The organism is Labrys neptuniae, assembly GCF_040797145.1.
Lineage (GTDB): Bacteria > Pseudomonadota > Alphaproteobacteria > Rhizobiales > Labraceae > Labrys > Labrys neptuniae.
In genome coordinates this window covers 204,041-219,189 of sequence record NZ_JBFNQD010000008.1, presented here as the reverse complement: position 1 = coordinate 219,189, position 15,149 = coordinate 204,041, and the positions used below count along the sequence as shown (strand labels likewise).

17 protein-coding genes are annotated in these 15,149 nt (G+C 63.6%); 8 read left to right on the top strand and 9 right to left on the bottom strand.

Translation table 11 applies throughout. The features are described from left to right. On the top strand, window positions 1-630 hold the full coding sequence (locus ABXS05_RS22385; protein WP_311940006.1) for a TetR/AcrR family transcriptional regulator: 630 nt from the start codon (window positions 1-3) through the stop codon (window positions 628-630). Here ABXS05_RS22385 and ABXS05_RS22380 read toward each other — a convergent pair. Next, window positions 620-811: a DUF1192 domain-containing protein gene (locus ABXS05_RS22380; protein WP_311940008.1), complete on the bottom strand. Its 192-nt coding sequence runs from the start codon at window positions 809-811 to the stop codon at window positions 620-622. The two genes, ABXS05_RS22385 and ABXS05_RS22380, sit on opposite strands and share 11 nt — an antisense overlap. Before the next feature lie 19 nt (window positions 812-830). After that, the gene (locus tag ABXS05_RS22375; protein WP_367625437.1) at window positions 831-1,745 is read right to left on the bottom strand and encodes a DUF1444 family protein; all 915 of its coding nucleotides are present in this window, start codon (window positions 1,743-1,745) and stop codon (window positions 831-833) included. Between the two features lie 213 nt (window positions 1,746-1,958). Here ABXS05_RS22375 and ABXS05_RS22370 point away from each other — a divergent pair, with 213 nt between their 5' ends. Further along, window positions 1,959-2,678: a DUF1013 domain-containing protein gene (locus ABXS05_RS22370; protein WP_322434799.1), complete on the top strand. Its 720-nt coding sequence runs from the start codon at window positions 1,959-1,961 to the stop codon at window positions 2,676-2,678. A gap of 220 nt (window positions 2,679-2,898) precedes the next feature. On the opposite strand, the gene ABXS05_RS22365 is transcribed toward ABXS05_RS22370, so the two are convergent. Continuing rightward, window positions 2,899-3,189, bottom strand: coding sequence for a hypothetical protein (locus ABXS05_RS22365; protein ID WP_311940014.1), 291 nt, complete (start codon window positions 3,187-3,189; stop codon window positions 2,899-2,901). A gap of 130 nt (window positions 3,190-3,319) precedes the next feature. On the opposite strand from ABXS05_RS22365, the gene gcvA reads away from it, so the two are divergent. After that, window positions 3,320-4,240: a transcriptional regulator GcvA gene (gene gcvA / locus ABXS05_RS22360; RefSeq protein WP_311940016.1), complete on the top strand. Its 921-nt coding sequence runs from the start codon at window positions 3,320-3,322 to the stop codon at window positions 4,238-4,240. A 63-nt stretch (window positions 4,241-4,303) separates the two neighbouring features. Here gcvA and ABXS05_RS22355 read toward each other — a convergent pair whose 3' ends face one another. After that, the gene (locus ABXS05_RS22355) at window positions 4,304-4,528 is read right to left on the bottom strand and encodes a YdcH family protein (RefSeq protein WP_068285637.1); all 225 of its coding nucleotides are present in this window, start codon (window positions 4,526-4,528) and stop codon (window positions 4,304-4,306) included. A 367-nt stretch (window positions 4,529-4,895) separates the two neighbouring features. On the opposite strand from ABXS05_RS22355, the gene ABXS05_RS22350 reads away from it, so the two are divergent. The 3 genes from ABXS05_RS22350 (at window position 4,896) to ABXS05_RS22340 (ending at window position 7,329) form a co-directional block, all read left to right on the top strand. Beyond that, a complete protein-coding gene (locus tag ABXS05_RS22350) occupies window positions 4,896-5,075 on the top strand; it encodes a YdcH family protein (RefSeq protein WP_068285636.1) in 180 nt (59 codons plus the stop codon). A 172-nt stretch (window positions 5,076-5,247) separates the two neighbouring features. Continuing rightward, complete coding sequence (locus tag ABXS05_RS22345) at window positions 5,248-6,423, top strand: DUF6600 domain-containing protein (protein ID WP_367625436.1); 1,176 nt, start codon at window positions 5,248-5,250, stop codon at window positions 6,421-6,423. A gap of 81 nt (window positions 6,424-6,504) precedes the next feature. Next, a complete protein-coding gene (locus tag ABXS05_RS22340) occupies window positions 6,505-7,329 on the top strand; it encodes a creatininase family protein (RefSeq protein WP_367625435.1) in 825 nt (274 codons plus the stop codon). Between the two features lie 144 nt (window positions 7,330-7,473). Here the strand turns inward: ABXS05_RS22340 and ABXS05_RS22335 are convergent, their stop codons facing one another. The 4 genes from ABXS05_RS22335 to ABXS05_RS22320 form a co-directional block, all read right to left on the bottom strand. After that, the gene (locus ABXS05_RS22335) at window positions 7,474-8,553 is read right to left on the bottom strand and encodes an ABC transporter ATP-binding protein (protein WP_367625434.1); all 1,080 of its coding nucleotides are present in this window, start codon (window positions 8,551-8,553) and stop codon (window positions 7,474-7,476) included. Between the two features lie 20 nt (window positions 8,554-8,573). After that, window positions 8,574-9,359, bottom strand: a complete 786-nt coding sequence (locus ABXS05_RS22330) for an ABC transporter permease (RefSeq protein WP_311940024.1) — start codon at window positions 9,357-9,359, stop codon at window positions 8,574-8,576. Next, window positions 9,356-10,255 carry an ABC transporter permease gene (locus ABXS05_RS22325; protein ID WP_367625433.1) on the bottom strand — a complete coding sequence of 300 codons (900 nt, stop codon included), beginning with the start codon at window positions 10,253-10,255 and terminating at the stop codon, window positions 9,356-9,358. Before ABXS05_RS22325 ends, ABXS05_RS22330 begins: the two co-directional genes overlap by 4 nt. A gap of 72 nt (window positions 10,256-10,327) precedes the next feature. After that, window positions 10,328-11,371 (bottom strand): ABC transporter substrate-binding protein, encoded by a 1,044-nt coding sequence (locus tag ABXS05_RS22320; protein WP_311940152.1) that lies wholly within the window; start codon window positions 11,369-11,371, stop codon window positions 10,328-10,330. A 451-nt stretch (window positions 11,372-11,822) separates the two neighbouring features. Here ABXS05_RS22320 and ABXS05_RS22315 point away from each other — a divergent pair, with 451 nt between their 5' ends. Together ABXS05_RS22315 and ABXS05_RS22310 are read left to right on the top strand one after the other, a co-directional pair. Beyond that, window positions 11,823-13,112: an adenylosuccinate synthase gene (locus ABXS05_RS22315; RefSeq protein WP_068285624.1), complete on the top strand. Its 1,290-nt coding sequence runs from the start codon at window positions 11,823-11,825 to the stop codon at window positions 13,110-13,112. A gap of 306 nt (window positions 13,113-13,418) precedes the next feature. Further along, complete coding sequence (locus ABXS05_RS22310) at window positions 13,419-14,729, top strand: hypothetical protein (protein ID WP_367625432.1); 1,311 nt, start codon at window positions 13,419-13,421, stop codon at window positions 14,727-14,729. Window positions 14,730-14,745: 16 nt separating this feature from the next. Here the strand turns inward: ABXS05_RS22310 and rnk are convergent, their stop codons facing one another. Next, on the bottom strand, window positions 14,746-15,147 hold the full coding sequence (gene rnk / locus ABXS05_RS22305; RefSeq protein WP_367625431.1) for a nucleoside diphosphate kinase regulator: 402 nt from the start codon (window positions 15,145-15,147) through the stop codon (window positions 14,746-14,748). Between the last annotated feature and the right edge of the window lie 2 nt (window positions 15,148-15,149).

Sequence of the window (15,149 nt, the reverse complement as noted above, 5' to 3'; positions counted from 1 at the left end):
ATGGCCCGTAGGCCGCGAACCCAGATGATCGCCGAGACGCGCGCCAAACTGGTCGCCGTAGCGCGCGCGGCCTTCGGCACTGTCGGTTATGCGCAAGCGTCGATGGACGATTTCACCGCGGCGGCCGGCCTGACGCGCGGCGCGCTCTATCATCATTTCGGCGACAAGAAGGGCCTGTTCGCAGCGGTTATCACGGAACTCGACGCCGAAATGTCCAAGCGCCTCTCCGCGATTTCAGCCCAGGCCGAAGATCCCTGGCAGGGCTTCGTCGCCGAATGCTCGGCCTATATCGAGATGGCTTTGGAGCCGGAGATCCAGCGCATCCTGTTTCGCGACGGTCCGGCCGTCCTCGGCGATCCCTCGCAATGGCCGAGCCAGGATGGCTGCATCGCCACGATGCGTGCGACATTGATCGCGCTGAAGCGGAACGGGGTTCTGGCCGATGTCGACCCGGAGGCTGCGGCCCGGCTGGTCAATGGCGCCACTTGGCATGCCTCGCAATGGATCGCCAATGCCGCCGATCCCAAGGCAGCGTCAAAGCAGGCGGTGAAGGCCTTTCATGCGTTACTGAACGGCCTACTGTGTCATCCCGCTGACCGGCGGAGCTCTCCTGCAAGGCTCAACTCTTGAAAAAGGCGCTCGCCGCCGAAAGCGAGGCTGCCTTGCTGGCCCTGGCTTCCTCCAGGCGCGCGATCTCCTGCTTCAGGGCCGCGATGCGTTCGTCGAGTTCATGCAGCGACAGGGTCGAGAGGTCCTGCCCGATCTGATGTCCCACCGTCACCTTTCGCGGCTCTTCATCGAAAATCGCCATCTCGTCTCCTCACCTCCCATCATATGCGGCGCTGCTCGACGAGCTCGGCCGCGGTGGCCACTCTAAACCCATTCGCCTCGATTACGAAAAGCTCATCGGTGAGCGGATGTGAGCGCGACTTGGAATCTTCGCTCACTTTTGCGGCAAAACCGGCCCGGGCTGAAAAATCGGGCGTCCAGGCCACCAGAAAGTCCCGATTGGGAATGCCGGCGATGGCCAGGTCACTGCCCAACGCCTGCAGCAGTCTCTGTCGGACCGAGGGCAACAGCAAGCGGGCGGCATCATAGCCATCACTGGTCAGGATGGTGGCGTAGGCGCCCCGACCTTTCGCCGATCTCTCTGCCTCGATCGCCAGCTTGCCGGAGGCGGCCTCCAGCCCGGCCAGAGCTGCTTCATGGATCGCATCGGCATCCACGCCCCATGTCTTCAGGTCATCCGTGGTGACGAGCGCATAGCGCTCACCCTGATCGAGCGCATAGGCGATCACCACCCTGGCCGCCAGGTCGCGTGAGACCAGTTCCTTGGTCTGCCGGCGATATTCGATCGGCACGACCTGCAGGCGCAGTTTGGTTCGCGCCTCCTGCCAGCGCGCGCGCTCTTCGTCATCGGCGGGCCTGACTGCCACGATACGGTCGAAAAAGTCGAGGATCTGCCCTTCCCGGTCCATCCCCCTCGCTTTGCCGAGCTGACGCTCCAGATTGCCGAGATAGACCTGGAGCGTATTCCCGCCGACCTTGACATGAATACCCTCGGGATCATCGCCGGGCAGCGTGAATGCCAAAGCAGGCCGCCGTCGGCGCAGCAGGGCGACCACCTCTTCGCGAAAGCTTTCGTCGGCGCGCGCCGCCACGGCTGTGACGCCGGCAGCGGCCAGCCCGAATATTGCTTGCAGCACCCCACGACGCCCGATTCCGCCCTGGCTCCGCCTCGTCATCACGCCCTCGCGCATTAGCCCCTCGAGGCGATCACCTTAGCCAGGACGGTTCCTTCTCGACAATCCTGGCGAGAAAGCGGCGTAACAGGCTTTCCTTTCGAGCCGACGACGACTATATGAAGTGTTGAATCCCGACAATCAGCTCGCGTCGGGCTTCGTTCCAGGAGGCTGGAGCGAGGCGGCAGCGAGCCCATGCTTTCCGAGGAGATGCAAATGTCGACCGCCCCGCTGATGCCGAAGGCCACTGCTGTCTGGCTGGTTGAGAACACCGCCCTCACCTTCGACCAGATCGCCGAGTTCTGCAAACTGCATCCGTTGGAGGTCAAGGGCATTGCCGACGGTGAAGTCGCGGCCGGCATCAAGGGCCAGGATCCCGTGATCTCCAACCAGCTCACCCGTGAGGAGATCGCCCGCGGCGAGCGCGATTCCCATCATCGCCTCCGACTGGCCGAACCGAAGGTCAAGATCGCCGTCGCCAAGGTCAAGAAGGGCCCGCGCTATACGCCGGTCTCGCGGCGCCAGGACCGTCCCAACGCCATTCTCTGGCTGGTCAAGAACCATCCCGAGCTCAAGGACGCCCAGATCATGCGTCTGGTCGGCACCACCAAGACGACGATCGCAGCCATCCGCGACCGCACCCATTGGAACACCGCGCAGTTGACCCCGGCCGATCCGGTCATGCTGGGCCTGTGCACCCAGATCGACCTCGACTTCGAAGTCGCCCGGGCCTCCAAGGACCGGCCGCCCGAGGCCGAGAGCGCCACGCTGCTGCCTGCCGAGATCACCACGGGGCCGGCAGCCGACCGGAGCCAGAGGCAAGACGACCCCTTCGCTTCACTCGGCAACAAGCCGCGCCAGACGGAAGACGAGGACGAACTCGACGTCGCCAACGTGTTCGCCAAGCTCAAGGGCATCAAGCAGAAGGAAGACTGACGCCCTCGCCGGCCAGTCCAACTCCGTCATCGAAAAGGGCCTTTCCGCCGGGGCGGAAAGGCCCTTTTGCTTACGTAAGCCATCGACGGTGCCCACGATCCCCGGCGCAGCGCCTCTTCGCCGGCCCCTGCTGCGTCGAATCCCGGCAGTACCGGCAACAGGAAAAGGGCGCGATCGACGATCACGCCCTCATATCCCACCGAATTACCGGTCTCTACGCTTATGGAAGCGGACGCCCGAATTCGTCCCGCACGCCCTCGTAACGGACATAGCCGACAGGCGGTACGTCGTCGTCGCCATAGAGGTCGCGCTGGCGCCCCGCCTTCGCGGCTGCCTGATCCTGCCTCCTGAACTGCGCCAGGCCGGCGGAGGCCGCCTCGACGACGGCGTTGGTGGCGCCCACCACAGCGGCGACGATCGAATAATGCAGGCGCACCTGCGTCCCGTGCAGGGCCGGGGCATAGCTCCAGTGCCGGCCCCATTCATCTTCGTGGAATTCGACGCTCGACATACTCTTACCCTCAACAAAAAGTAAATGCGCTCTCGCGATATGTTTCCTATTTTCAATGGTTTATGCTAGGTTATCAACGGGGATGACCTTTCTTCACCATCAACAAAAGCTTGATGATCATAGGGTGAGCATGAGCAAATCGGGAGCCGGTCTGGGAGCGCTGTGGACCTTTGCCGTCGCCGCTCGCCATCTGAGCTTCGCCAAGGCCGCGATCGAGCTCGATGTGACCCCCGCTGCGGTCAGCAGCCAGATCCGCGCTTTCGAAGACCGCCTCGGCACCCGGCTGTTCTTCCGCACCAGCCGCAGCATGAAGCTCACCCATGCCGGCGAAGAGCTGCTCGAATCGACCAGCGGCGCCCTGCGTACCATCGACGAAGCGCTGCGCCGGGCCGCCAACACCACCCAGCGCATGAGTTTCACCGTTTCTTCCGGTTCATCCTTCGCCGCCAAATGGCTGGTGCCGCGCCTGCCACGCTTCCGCCAGCAATTTCCCGATATCGACATGCGCATCGACATTTCCGATACGCTCGCCGATTTCAGCCGCCAGGAAATCGACGTCGCCATCCGCTTCGGCCGCGGCGCCTATGCCGGCCTGCGCTCGGATCGCCTGTTCGTCGAGGACGTCTTTCCGATCTGCAGCCCCCAGCTTCTGCACGGGCCCGTGCCCCTGCGGGAACCCGACGATCTGCAATATTTCACCCTGATCCATCTCGACTGGCACAGTCAGGATTCGATGTGGCCGGACTGGCGCATGTGGCTGATGGCCGCCAAGGCGGACAAGCCCGATCCCACGCGCGGCCTGCATTTCAGCCAGTCGATCATGACCCTGCAGGCGGCTGTGGACGGCCAGGGCGTAGCGCTCGGCAATACCAGCCTTGTGGGCGACGACCTGGCTGCGGGCCGGCTGGTACGCCCCTTCGACCTGTCTTTGAAGATCGCGCCGGAATTCGCCTATCACCTGGTGGCGCCGAGGGCCAAGGCGGACAAGCCGATGATCAAGGCGTTCCGGGACTGGGTGCTCGCCGAAATCGCCAGCGGCAAGGCGGTTTGATCGCCCGGATCGCCTCCATCCCCGTCGAAGCCACGCCGAGGCCATGCCCGACGATCACAAGCGTCAGGCGATGATGTCCGGCGTCAGCAGGTCCTCGAGCAGGGACATGCGGTCCTTGAGATGGAGCTTGCGCTTCTTCAGGCGCTGAAGCTGCAGACGGTCGGGCGTTCCCACCTGTTCCAGAGCGGCAATCGCGGCATCGAGATCGCGGTGTTCCTGGCGAAGCTGCCCCAGCTCCGCAACCATCGCGGCTTCCTCCTCCTCGGTGAGCGGATTTGACAAGCCCATACCCTTCCATTCCGAATGGCAGCTTCGGTATTTCGACCATTCTGCCGCTCCATGCCCATCCGGGCACGGTGCCGAACTATGCCGAGCCGATTCCTCGCCCGCAAGCGCTGCGGCAAGATATCGCCATCTATTTACACCCGTTTGGCGAAGCTTGCCGGACAACTTTCACAAGCCCTTCCTAGGCCTTTGATCCAGCATTCTTTTTGGCCCGGCCACACTGCATTACCGTGCGGTAAGCTATTGTTCTGACTAAATTTATTGTTGCTTTGCACAATCGATTCAACGTCGGAATCCGCGATTTTCCTTCGACATGCGCGCCTTTTCGTGAGAACGTTGAATGTCGGAACTGTGACACAAGGAGCCGTTAATGCCTGTGCAGTCGCATTTGGTCGAACTGGAGCGCAAACATCACGCTCTTGAAACAGAACTCACCATCGCACTGGCTCATCCCTCCTCGGATGACCTCAAAATCGCAGAGCTGAAGCGTAAGAAACTCCTTCTCAAAGACGAAATTGCAAGATTGAAGAGCGCCGAGAGGCTGCACTGAACCAGTCACCGCTGGTGTATGTTGACCGCCGGACCGGAGCATCATCCGGTACCGGCGGTTTCATTTTGTGGCCGGATCTCAGTTGATCCACGTGCCAATTGATACGGACGTCTCCCCCAGACAGGTTCAGGATCGGCTGCGATCGAAGCAATAACCCATGGAGGGGTTTGCTATGGCCAGCACGAGTCGGCATTGGGGGCTTGGCCTCGTTTCTTCTTTCCTGCTGGCGTGCGCCGTCCTGCCCGCTCCCGGCGCTCTGACCGACCCGGCCCAGGCTGCGCCCGTCGCCGCCATCCAGGCGCAGGCGCCCAGCCTCGACGAATTCAAGGCCGTGTTGTCGGGCTATGGCCAATACATCTATTCCGAACGCTACGGCGAAGTCTGGAAACCCTCGGTGGTCCCCGCCGGCTGGCATCCCTATCCAGCCTGCCGCTGGGTCTATGACCGCACTTACGGCTGGACGTATGACGATCCCTCCGTCTGGGGCAAGATCGTCCATCACTATGGACGCTGGGCCTCGGACGGCAGCAATGGCTGGGTCTGGGTGCCCGGCACGCAGTGGAGCCCCGCCTGGGTGATCTGGCGCAGCGGTGGCGACTGGACCGGCTGGGCGCCGACACCACCTGCAAGCGACCAGCAGGAGATCAGCCTCGCCAATTTCAACGTCGACAGGCAATGGACCTTCATCGAGACGGTCAAGCTCGGCAATCGCTGCGACGACAGGCCTTCCGCCGCGCCAGCCGGCACTTTCGCCGGCTCGACCCCGGTGACGCGTTTCAAGATCGTACGGGGCATCGCCGTGTTCGTGCTGCCGCCGCCGACCCTCATCGTCGATTACGACACCGGCCCGGTGGCGCCCTGGTCGAGTGAATTCCTGGGCGAATGGCTGCTCTGGCTGAACACCGCCGCCTCCGCCGCCTCGCTCAGCGTCGGCGACAGTCTCGCCGCCTGCGCACCTCCCTCACCCCCGGCGGCGCCGATGGCCACGCCCATCGCCGTGCCCGCCCCCGCCGCGCCCCGCATGAAATCCTGGAGCCCGCCGCCACCCCGCTCCAGCAGGCGGCGGGAAGTACGCCAGACCATGATGCCCGACGCCCCCCGTAGCCGACGGCGGGTCTATGACGAGCCCGGGCCGTATTATGGCGACGAACCGCCGATCTACATCCCGCCGCGCCGGCGCCGCCCACCCGTCTGGAACGAGGGGCCGGTGGTCCAGAGGCCGCCCCGCTATCCGAGGCCCGGTCCGGTGATCACCCCCTCCAACAACCCGACCAAGCCCAATTCCGGTCAGCGCTATCGCTGGCGCCCGCGGCCCACCCCCGACAGCGCTCCGTCATCCGGGTGGTGATTCGATGATCGCAGCAAGCGGGGCGTTGAAATGGCGCCTCGCAGCGCTATGGTTCAGGCAGTTCCCGCCCTGGATTCGATCATGACCACCACCGCTTCCCTGCCCCGCCGCCATTGGTTCGAGATGACGACGGAGGATTTCCGCACCGGCGATACCGCCAACTGGATCGCAGTATTGCCGATCGCCGCCGTGGAACAGCATGGCCCGCATCTGCCGGTCGGGGTCGACTCGATGATCATGCAGGGTTATCTCGACCGTGCCATCCCGCTGATCCCGGCCGACATTCCGGCGACCTTCCTGCCGATCCAGACCATCGGCAAGTCCAACGAGCATCTGGAATTCCCCGGCACGCTCAGCCTGTCGGCCGAAACCGTGATCCGGGCCTGGACCGAGATCGGCGAGAGCGTGCATCGGGCCGGCATCCGCAAGCTTTTGATCGTCAATTCCCATGGCGGCAACATGTCGGCGATGGACATCGTCGCCCGCGAATTGCGCGTACGCCACGGCATGCTGGTCGCCTTCACGTCCTGGCATATGTTCGGCTACCCCAAGGGCGCCTTCTCGGACGACGAAACCCGCCTGGGGATCCATGCCGGCGAGATCGAGACGGCGCTGATGCTCGCCTTCCGCCCCGACCTCGTGCGCATGGACAAGGCCAAGGACTTCCGCCCTGTTACCTATGAGATGGAAGAGATCTTCAAATATCTGCGCACCGGCCGCCCCGGCGGCTTCGGCTGGATGGCGCAGGACATTCGCCCCGAGGGGGCGGCGGGCGACGCCAGCAAGGCGACGCCCGAAAATGGCCAGCTCTCAGCAGAGTTCGGCGCACAGGCTTTGGTCGACCTGCTCAGGGATATCCGCGACTTCGACCTTTCGCGGCTGAGGAACGGGCCGCTGAAAGACTGAGCGCGGTGATGCCAAGCGCCGGATGAGGGGTTGATGAAACCTCTCTTTATTGGCGGCTCCCCGGAAGGTGATCAGGAAGGGTCGCAAGATCCCTCATCCCCCTGCCGGGACCTTCTCCCACAAGGGGAGAAGGAAGCTCTATTCTCAAGCCGCGACCTTCTCGGCCTCTTCCAGCAATTGCAGGTCGCCGCGGCCGAAGGATACCGTAACGTCCTCGCCCATCTGCGGCGGCGGGGCGCCCGGATTGTTGAAGGTATCGAGCGAAACCACATTCTCGTTGAAGCGCACGCGGATGCGTACGATCGAACCGAGGAAGCTGACGAGCTCAATGCGGCCGGTGAGGCTGTTGCGCCCCTCGCCACCGCTGCCCAGCACCACCGCTTCCGGGCGCAGGGCCAGCGTGCGCGTCTCACCATTGCTGGCGCCCTGCAAGCCGCGGCTGGTGATCACTTCCTGCCCGTCGACGGAGAAACGCCCGGCAGCGGCATCGACGACCTTGCCGGTGAGGAAGTTGAGCGTACCGACGAAGGAGGAGACGAAGCGGGTCTTGGGGAAGTTGTAGATCTCGAAGGGGGTGCCGACCTGTTCCATCTGCCCGGCGCTCATCACCACGATGCGGTCGGACATCGACAGCGCCTCTTCCTGATCGTGGGTGACGAAGAGCGTGGTGATGCCGAGTTCCTGCTGCAGCACGCGAATCTCGTCGCGCAGGGACACGCGGATCTTGGCGTCGAGGGCCGAGAGCGGCTCGTCCAGCAGCAGGATCTTCGGACGCACCGCAATCGCCCGCGCCAGCGCCACGCGCTGCTGCTGGCCGCCGGAGAGCTGGAAGGGATAGCGATCGGCGATCTGCGGCAGCTTGATCATCTCCAGCATTTGCTTGACGCGGGCATCGATCTCCGGTTGCGGCTTCTTGGCGATCTTCAGCCCGAAGCCGATATTCTCGGCCACCGTCATGTTGGGGAACAGGGCGTAGGCCTGGAATACCATACCGACATTGCGCTGGTTAGGCGCCAGCCCCGAAATCTCCTTGCCGTCCATGCGGATGGAGCCGGCGGACGGTGTTTCGAAGCCCGCGACCATGCGCAGCACCGTGGTCTTGCCGCAGCCGGACGGGCCGAGCAGGGTGATGAATTCACCCTTCTGGACCGACAGATCGAAGCGTTTCACCACCTGGTTGGCGCCGAAGCTCTTCTGCAGCCCGGTGATCTCGAGAAAGGACATGCTGGCCTCCCAGTGCTGGTTCAACGCGCCGCCCGCGCGCCGCGCGAGCGGCCGACGAGCTGCAGCAGGCCCATGCAGGCCCAGGTGATGATGAAGGCAACGATGGCGAGCGCCGACGGCTCATAGGCCCGGTTCGCGCCGATCAATTGCAGATAGGTACCGAAGACCGGCCGGTTGAGCAGGCTGGCAAAGGTGAATTCGCCTATGACGATGGCGAAGGCGATGAAGGATCCGCTGAGCACGCCCGAGCGGATGTTCGGCAGGATGACCTGCCAGAGGATGGTGAAGCTGCTCGCCCCCAGGCTCTGGGCCGCCTCGGTCAGTGTCTTGACGTCGATGGCGCGCAGACCCGCATCGACAGAACGATACATGTAGGGCAGCGCCAGCACGACATAGCCGAAGGTCAGCAGGAGGTCCGTGGTCCACTCGCTGTCGGTCAGCGGCAGCCAGGACGAGGAGTTGAACATGCGGATATAGCCGAAGACGATGATGATCGCCGGAATCACCAGTGGCAGCAGCGTGACGAACTCGACCGGCGAGCGCCAGCTCGGCAGGCGCAGGCGCACCAGATAGGCTGCCGGCACCACCAGCACGATACTCAGCACGATGGTAGCGAGCGCCAGCAGGATCGAGCGGATGAAGGCATGCTGGAACTCCGCCTGGGCGAACACCACGCGATAGGCTTCGAAGCTGTACTGCCCGCGCAGCATGCGCAGCGAGAACTCGAAGGTGGAGAGCAGCGGGATGATGAAATAGCTGATCGCCAGGAGGATGATCAGCCAGGATAATACGGAGGACTTTTTCATCGCACCCACCGCTCGCTATAGCTGCGCAGCCAGATATAGGCGCCGCTGGAAATGCTGGTGATCACCACCATGCCGAAGGCGATGGCGTAGCCCAGATTGGGATTGCTGAGCACGTCGCCGCGGATCTGGGCGAAGAGCTGGATGGGAATGATCGGCAGGCTGGAGCCGGTCAGCGCATAGGCGGTCGCCACCGCGCCGAAAGCATTGGCGAACAGGAGCAGCGTCGCGCCCAAGATGCTCGGCAGCAGGATCGGCAAGGCAATATGCCGCCAATAGTGGAAATTGCTGCCGCCCAGCACGGCATTGGCCTCGCGCCATTCGCGCTTCAGCCCGTCCAGGGCCGGCGCGATCACCAGCACCATCAGGGGAATCTGGAAATAGAGATAGACCAGGGTCAGACCGGTGAAGCTGAGGATGTTGAATCCGGTCGAGTAGAGGTTGAACCCGAGCCAGTCCCGCAGCAGCACGGTGACGAGCCCCACCCGCCCCAGCGTCGCCAGGAAGGCGAAGGCCAGCGGCACGCCGGCAAAGTTCGAGGCAACGCCCGAAAATGTCATCACGGCGCCGCGCATCCATTCCGGCAGGCCGCCGAGAATGACCGCATAGGCCACGAAGAAACCGATGAAGGCACCGCCGAGGGCTGAGGCGAAGCTGATCTTGATACTGAGCCAGAAGGAGGAAACGATCGCCGGATTGGTGAAGAGTTCGGTGATGTTGCCGAAGGTGAAATGCCCTTCCCGGTCGAAGAAAGCCCCAACCAGCAGCAAGGCCGTCGGAACCACCAGGAAGAGCAGGGCGAAGAGGACGAAGGGCGCCATGCCCAGCACGGCCAGCCCTCCACTGGCTCTGACCGAGCCTGGAGCTGCAGTTGGGGCAGTGTTTGCGGTGGTATTCATCGCGGCGACCACAATAAGCACGCGTCCCGCCTGGAGAAACCGGGCAGGACGCGCAGGAGATGACAAACGATCTTACTTGACGGCGGCGCCGACCACGCTGTCCCAATCCTTGGTGATCTCGGCCTTGGCGGCACTCTGCTCATCAAGCGTCGGGAACACGGCCTTGGCATAGGCTTCGGCCGGCGGGAGCTTGGCCAGCAAGTCGGCCGGAATCTTCTTCTTGGCGACGAGGTCGTTGAAGCGGATCGGGTGGCAATAGCCCTTCAGATAGCCGATCTGGCCTTCGTCGGAGTAAAGGTACTCCATCCACAGCTTGGCGGCATTGGGATGGGGTGCATAGGCACTGATGGCCTGGACATAGACGCCGGCAACCACGCCGCTGGCCGGAATCACCACGTCGACGTCCGGATTGCCCTTGAGCGTGTCGCGATCGGTGAGCGCATTGTAGTCCCAGCGCAGGACGATGGGGGTCGCACCCTGGGCCAGCGAGGCGGCCTTGCCGATGGTGGGCACGAAATTGCCCTTCTTGTTCAGCTCGGCGAAAAATTTCAGGCCTTCGGCCGCAGCCTTGCTGGCATCGCCCTTGGCGGCCGACAAACCGGCGGCATAGACGCCCTGGATCGCCTGGTTGGCGGTGCGGGGGTCGCCGGCCAGCGCCACGGCATTGGCGTAGTCGGAGCTCAACAGGTCGGACCAATCCTTCGGCGAATTCTTGACGATGTCCTTGTTCACCTCGAAGGCGAGCACGCCGTAATAGTCACCATACCAATGGCCGTCGGCATCCTTGGCATTGTCCGGAATCGTATCCCAGGTCGCCACCTTGTAAGGTTGGATCAGGCCGTCCTTCTTGGAGGTCGGGCCGAAGGAAAGACCGACGTCGATCACGTCGGGAGCCTGCGGGCCGGTATTGCCCTTGTTGGCCTTGATGGCCTCGACCTCGTCGCCCGAACCGGCGTCCGGATTGAGCTCGTTGACCTTGAGGCCATACTTGGCCTTGAAGCCTTCGATGATGGCGCCATAGCCACACCAGTCATGCGGCAACGCGATCGTGGTGAGCTGGCCTTCCTTCTTGGCGGCGTCGATCAGCTCCTGGCTCTGGGCAAACGCGCTGCCCATCGAAGCCGCCACAGCCAGCACGGATACCGATGCGATACCCAGCCACGTTTTCCTGCTCATTGTCCAACTCCTTGATGGTGCCGCAAGGCCCATTTTCTCCGTAAGGGTTTTTACAGCGGCGCTGGTATCAATGACGGTTGACACTTTTGTGTCAATAGCGGCTGTCATATATGACAGCCCGCAAATTCACTGTTTGCAGCTATTTTTACGGGTTTACGACGCCCGTCCGATCCGTTAGGAAGTGAAAAAGCCCGGCCATCGGATGAGCCGGGCTTTTGCGTGTCCGGGTTTTGGAATTCCGCACGAAAGCGTTTCGCGATTTTGGTGGATCCGCCGAGAATCGCAAAGCGCGTCGAAGCGAACGAACGGAGGCAAAACGGCGTTTCCATCTGAACGCGTTTTGCTCTCGGGAATTTCGGGGCCGAGGGCCAGAGAGAGAAGGGAGATCACCATGGCCAATGTCGTCGTGGTCGGGTCGCAATGGGGCGACGAAGGCAAGGGTAAGATCGTCGACTGGCTGTCGGAACAGGCCGACGTCGTCGTGCGCTTCCAGGGCGGGCACAATGCCGGCCACACTCTCGTCATCGGCGACAATGTCTATAAGCTGTCGCTGCTGCCCTCGGGCATCGTGCGCGGCAAGCTCTCGGTGATCGGCAATGGCGTCGTGCTCGACCCGCGCGCCTTCATCGCCGAGGTGAAGAAGCTGAAGGAGCAGGGCGTGTCCGTGACGCCCGAAGCCTTGCGCATCGCCGAGAACACCCCGCTCATCCTCTCCCTGCACCAGGACCTCGACCGCCTGCGCGAGTCGGCGACCGACGGCACCAAGATCGGCACGACCGGGCGCGGCATCGGCCCCGCCTATGAAGACAAGGTGGGCCGGCGCGCCATCCGCCTGATGGACCTGGCCGATCTCGGCGCCCTGCGCCCGAAGATCGCCCGCCTGCTCAACCACCACAACGCCCTGCGCCGCGGCACCGGCCAGAGCGAAATCGATCCGGAAGCGCTCTATCAGGAACTGGCGGACGTCGCGCCGCAGGTTCTGCCCTTCATGGACGATGTCGGCGCCCTGCTCGACAAGGAGCGCAAGGCCGGCAGCCGTATCCTGTTCGAGGGCGCCCAGGGCGCCTTGCTCGACATCGACCACGGCACCTATCCCTATGTGACCTCCTCCAACACGGTCGCGGGACAGGCTGCCGTCGGCTCAGGCCTCGGGCCGGGTGCGCTCGACTATGTGCTGGGCATCACCAAGGCCTATACCACGCGCGTGGGCGAAGGCCCCTTCCCGACCGAGCTCACCGACGAGACCGGCCGCCTGATCGGCGAGCGCGGCCGCGAATTCGGCACGGTCACCGGCCGTGCCCGGCGCTGCGGCTGGTTCGACGCCGCCCTGGTGCGCCAGACCATCCGCACCTCCGGCATCACGGGCATCGCCCTCACCAAGCTCGACATCCTCGATGGCTTCGAGACCATCAAGGTGTGCGTGCGCTACGAGCTCGATGGTCGTGAAATCGACTATCTGCCGGCCAGCCAGGCTGCCCAGGCCCGCGTGAAACCCATCTATGAAGAGATCGAGGGCTGGCAGGAAACCACGGCCAAGGCCCGCTCCTGGGCGGACCTGCCGGCGCAGGCGATCAAATATGTCCGCCGCATCGAGGAACTGATCGGAGCGCCGGTGGCCGTGCTCTCCACCAGCCCCGACCGTGACGACACGATCCTTGTGCAAAATCCCTTTCAAGTCTAAGAGCAGACCTAATCCCGTCAGATTCGGGCATTAGTGCGTGATCTGCTGCGATGGCACTGCGCGGGTTGCGATCCGCGTGGCGCCGTGCTTGTCCGGCGGCGATCTTGTCCTTCGGGGCAGGATCGGGCGTGGCTTCTGCCACATCTTGGCGGGCAGGCCTGTCTGCAGCGGACCATGGGCCCGGAGCAAGTGCGATTCCTCCGAATCGTATTTTGCTCTAACGTCTTGTTTTGACGCATTTTCTTGATTGAAAAGTCCATCGACTTTTCCAGAAAATGCTTCTGTGAAGAGATCGAGCCAGAACGCGTGTCGACGGACTATTTTCCTCCCATTCAGCGAGCCGTGCAGGGTCTTTCCCCCAATACGCAGGAAACCCGCCAGGCGCTCTATGAGAAAGCCCGCTCCGCCCTTCTCCGCCAGCTTAATGCCGCTGATCCCGCGCTGACCGAAGGACAGATTGCCAGGGAACGCAACCTGCTCGAAGAGGCGATCCGACGCGTCGAGCACCATTATGACGAGGCCGAATTCACACCTGAACCGGTGGTCTCCGAGCGCCCGGCCGCCCCGCAGTCTCAGTCCGACGACGAGCCGGCCAATGGTGACGCGACCGATGACGAGGCATCGACCTCTGCCTCGCCACGATCCAACGGCCTTCCGGCTTTTGCCGAGCGCAGGGCCGAGAAGCGACGGCCCCAGGCACCTCGCCGCACCAGATCCAACGGCAATCTCAGGCGGTATGCCATCATGGCCGCGACGGCGGCCGTCATCATTGGCGGAGGCGCTGCCACCGCACTCTATTTACGCGGTAGCGACGACAGCCCCGTCCTGATGCCTCAACAGGCAACCGCACCGCAGACGACGGCCAAGCCGGCGCCCGAACCCGGCAAGCTGAATGACCGCCTCGGCGGCACGCCGGGCACGCCCCAGACCGAGGTGGCTACCGGCAATCCCCCGCCCCCGGCTCCCTCGCCAGCGCCCCCGGAACCTGCTGCGCCGGCTCCACAGGCTCCGTCTGCTCCGGCACCACTGCTGCCCTCGACCCAATCCGAGGCGCCGGAGGGACAGCGTGCGCGCCTGATGGAGGAAGATCCGAGCGCCCCGATGAAGGGCCGCCTCTTCGAAGGTACCGTGAACTGGCGCACGGAATCGCAGGCCAGCGGCACCAATGGCCCGCTCGATACCGTCGTCGTCGGCGAGATCAATGTTCCCGACCGGAAGATGAAGGTGCTGCTCACCCTCAGGCATAATTCCGATCGCTCGCTGCCGGCGAACTACCTCCTGAACATCCAGATGAGCGTGCCGGCCGACTACCCGAGCGGCGCCGTCGGCGACGTCAAGAGCGTCAACGTCAAGTCCGACCCTCAGGTCCCGGGCTTGCAGCTCGACGGTGCCTTGATGAAGGTCACGACCGGCGTGTTCCTGATGGGCCTGCTCGACCCGCCCGACGAGAAGGGCCGCAACGCCAAGATGTTGCAGGCCAATCAGTGGTTCGATCTGGTGTTCACCTTCGCCAATGGCCGCAACGCCGTGTTCACCTTCGAGAAGGGACCGACGGGCGAGAAGGCCTTCAACGACGCCATGGCCGCCTGGAACGCCGACGCTGCGGCGGCGCAATAGGTCTCAGGCGTCCCTTTCAGGACGCCTTCACGACCGTGACGCGCAATTCGTGCTCGCGACCGTCGCGGGCCTTCCAGGTGATCGACTGCCCCGGCGACAGGCCGAGCAAGGCCGTGCCGATCGGCGTGAGGATCGAGACCTTGCCCTCGGCAATATCGGCCTCACCCGGATAGACCAGCTTCACCTCGCGCAGGGCACCGCCTTCCGTCTCGAAGGTGACGACGGAGCCGATCTGCACCACGTTGTTGCCGACCTGCAGCGCGGGAACGATCTCCGCCCGGTCGAGTTCGCCGAGCAGCGCCTCGGCCACCTCCGGGAACCGATCGAGGGCAGAGGTCGCGAGCTGGGTCAGGCGCTCGAAATCGACCTCGTTCACGATGATATTGGGCTTGGCCTGGTTCTTCAGGGGTTGATTCATGA

Excerpts from the sequence above, each read along its gene's own strand:
- ABXS05_RS22385 (WP_311940006.1), top strand. The coding sequence starts at position 1 with ATGGCCCGTAGGCCGCGAACCCAGATGATCGCCGAGACGCGCGCCAAA.
- ABXS05_RS22380 (WP_311940008.1), bottom strand. The coding sequence starts at position 811 with ATGGCGATTTTCGATGAAGAGCCGCGAAAGGTGACGGTGGGACATCAG.
- ABXS05_RS22375 (WP_367625437.1), bottom strand. The coding sequence starts at position 1,745 with ATGACGAGGCGGAGCCAGGGCGGAATCGGGCGTCGTGGGGTGCTGCAA.
- ABXS05_RS22370 (WP_322434799.1), top strand. The coding sequence starts at position 1,959 with ATGTCGACCGCCCCGCTGATGCCGAAGGCCACTGCTGTCTGGCTGGTT.
- ABXS05_RS22365 (WP_311940014.1), bottom strand. The coding sequence starts at position 3,189 with ATGTCGAGCGTCGAATTCCACGAAGATGAATGGGGCCGGCACTGGAGC.
- gcvA (WP_311940016.1), top strand. The coding sequence starts at position 3,320 with ATGAGCAAATCGGGAGCCGGTCTGGGAGCGCTGTGGACCTTTGCCGTC.
- ABXS05_RS22355 (WP_068285637.1), bottom strand. The coding sequence starts at position 4,528 with ATGGGCTTGTCAAATCCGCTCACCGAGGAGGAGGAAGCCGCGATGGTT.
- ABXS05_RS22350 (WP_068285636.1), top strand. The coding sequence starts at position 4,896 with ATGCCTGTGCAGTCGCATTTGGTCGAACTGGAGCGCAAACATCACGCT.
- ABXS05_RS22345 (WP_367625436.1), top strand. The coding sequence starts at position 5,248 with ATGGCCAGCACGAGTCGGCATTGGGGGCTTGGCCTCGTTTCTTCTTTC.
- ABXS05_RS22340 (WP_367625435.1), top strand. The coding sequence starts at position 6,505 with ATGACCACCACCGCTTCCCTGCCCCGCCGCCATTGGTTCGAGATGACG.
- ABXS05_RS22335 (WP_367625434.1), bottom strand. The coding sequence starts at position 8,553 with ATGTCCTTTCTCGAGATCACCGGGCTGCAGAAGAGCTTCGGCGCCAAC.
- ABXS05_RS22330 (WP_311940024.1), bottom strand. The coding sequence starts at position 9,359 with ATGAAAAAGTCCTCCGTATTATCCTGGCTGATCATCCTCCTGGCGATC.
- ABXS05_RS22325 (WP_367625433.1), bottom strand. The coding sequence starts at position 10,255 with ATGAATACCACCGCAAACACTGCCCCAACTGCAGCTCCAGGCTCGGTC.
- ABXS05_RS22320 (WP_311940152.1), bottom strand. The coding sequence starts at position 11,371 with ATGGGCAGCGCGTTTGCCCAGAGCCAGGAGCTGATCGACGCCGCCAAG.
- ABXS05_RS22315 (WP_068285624.1), top strand. The coding sequence starts at position 11,823 with ATGGCCAATGTCGTCGTGGTCGGGTCGCAATGGGGCGACGAAGGCAAG.
- rnk (WP_367625431.1), bottom strand. The coding sequence starts at position 15,147 with ATGAATCAACCCCTGAAGAACCAGGCCAAGCCCAATATCATCGTGAAC.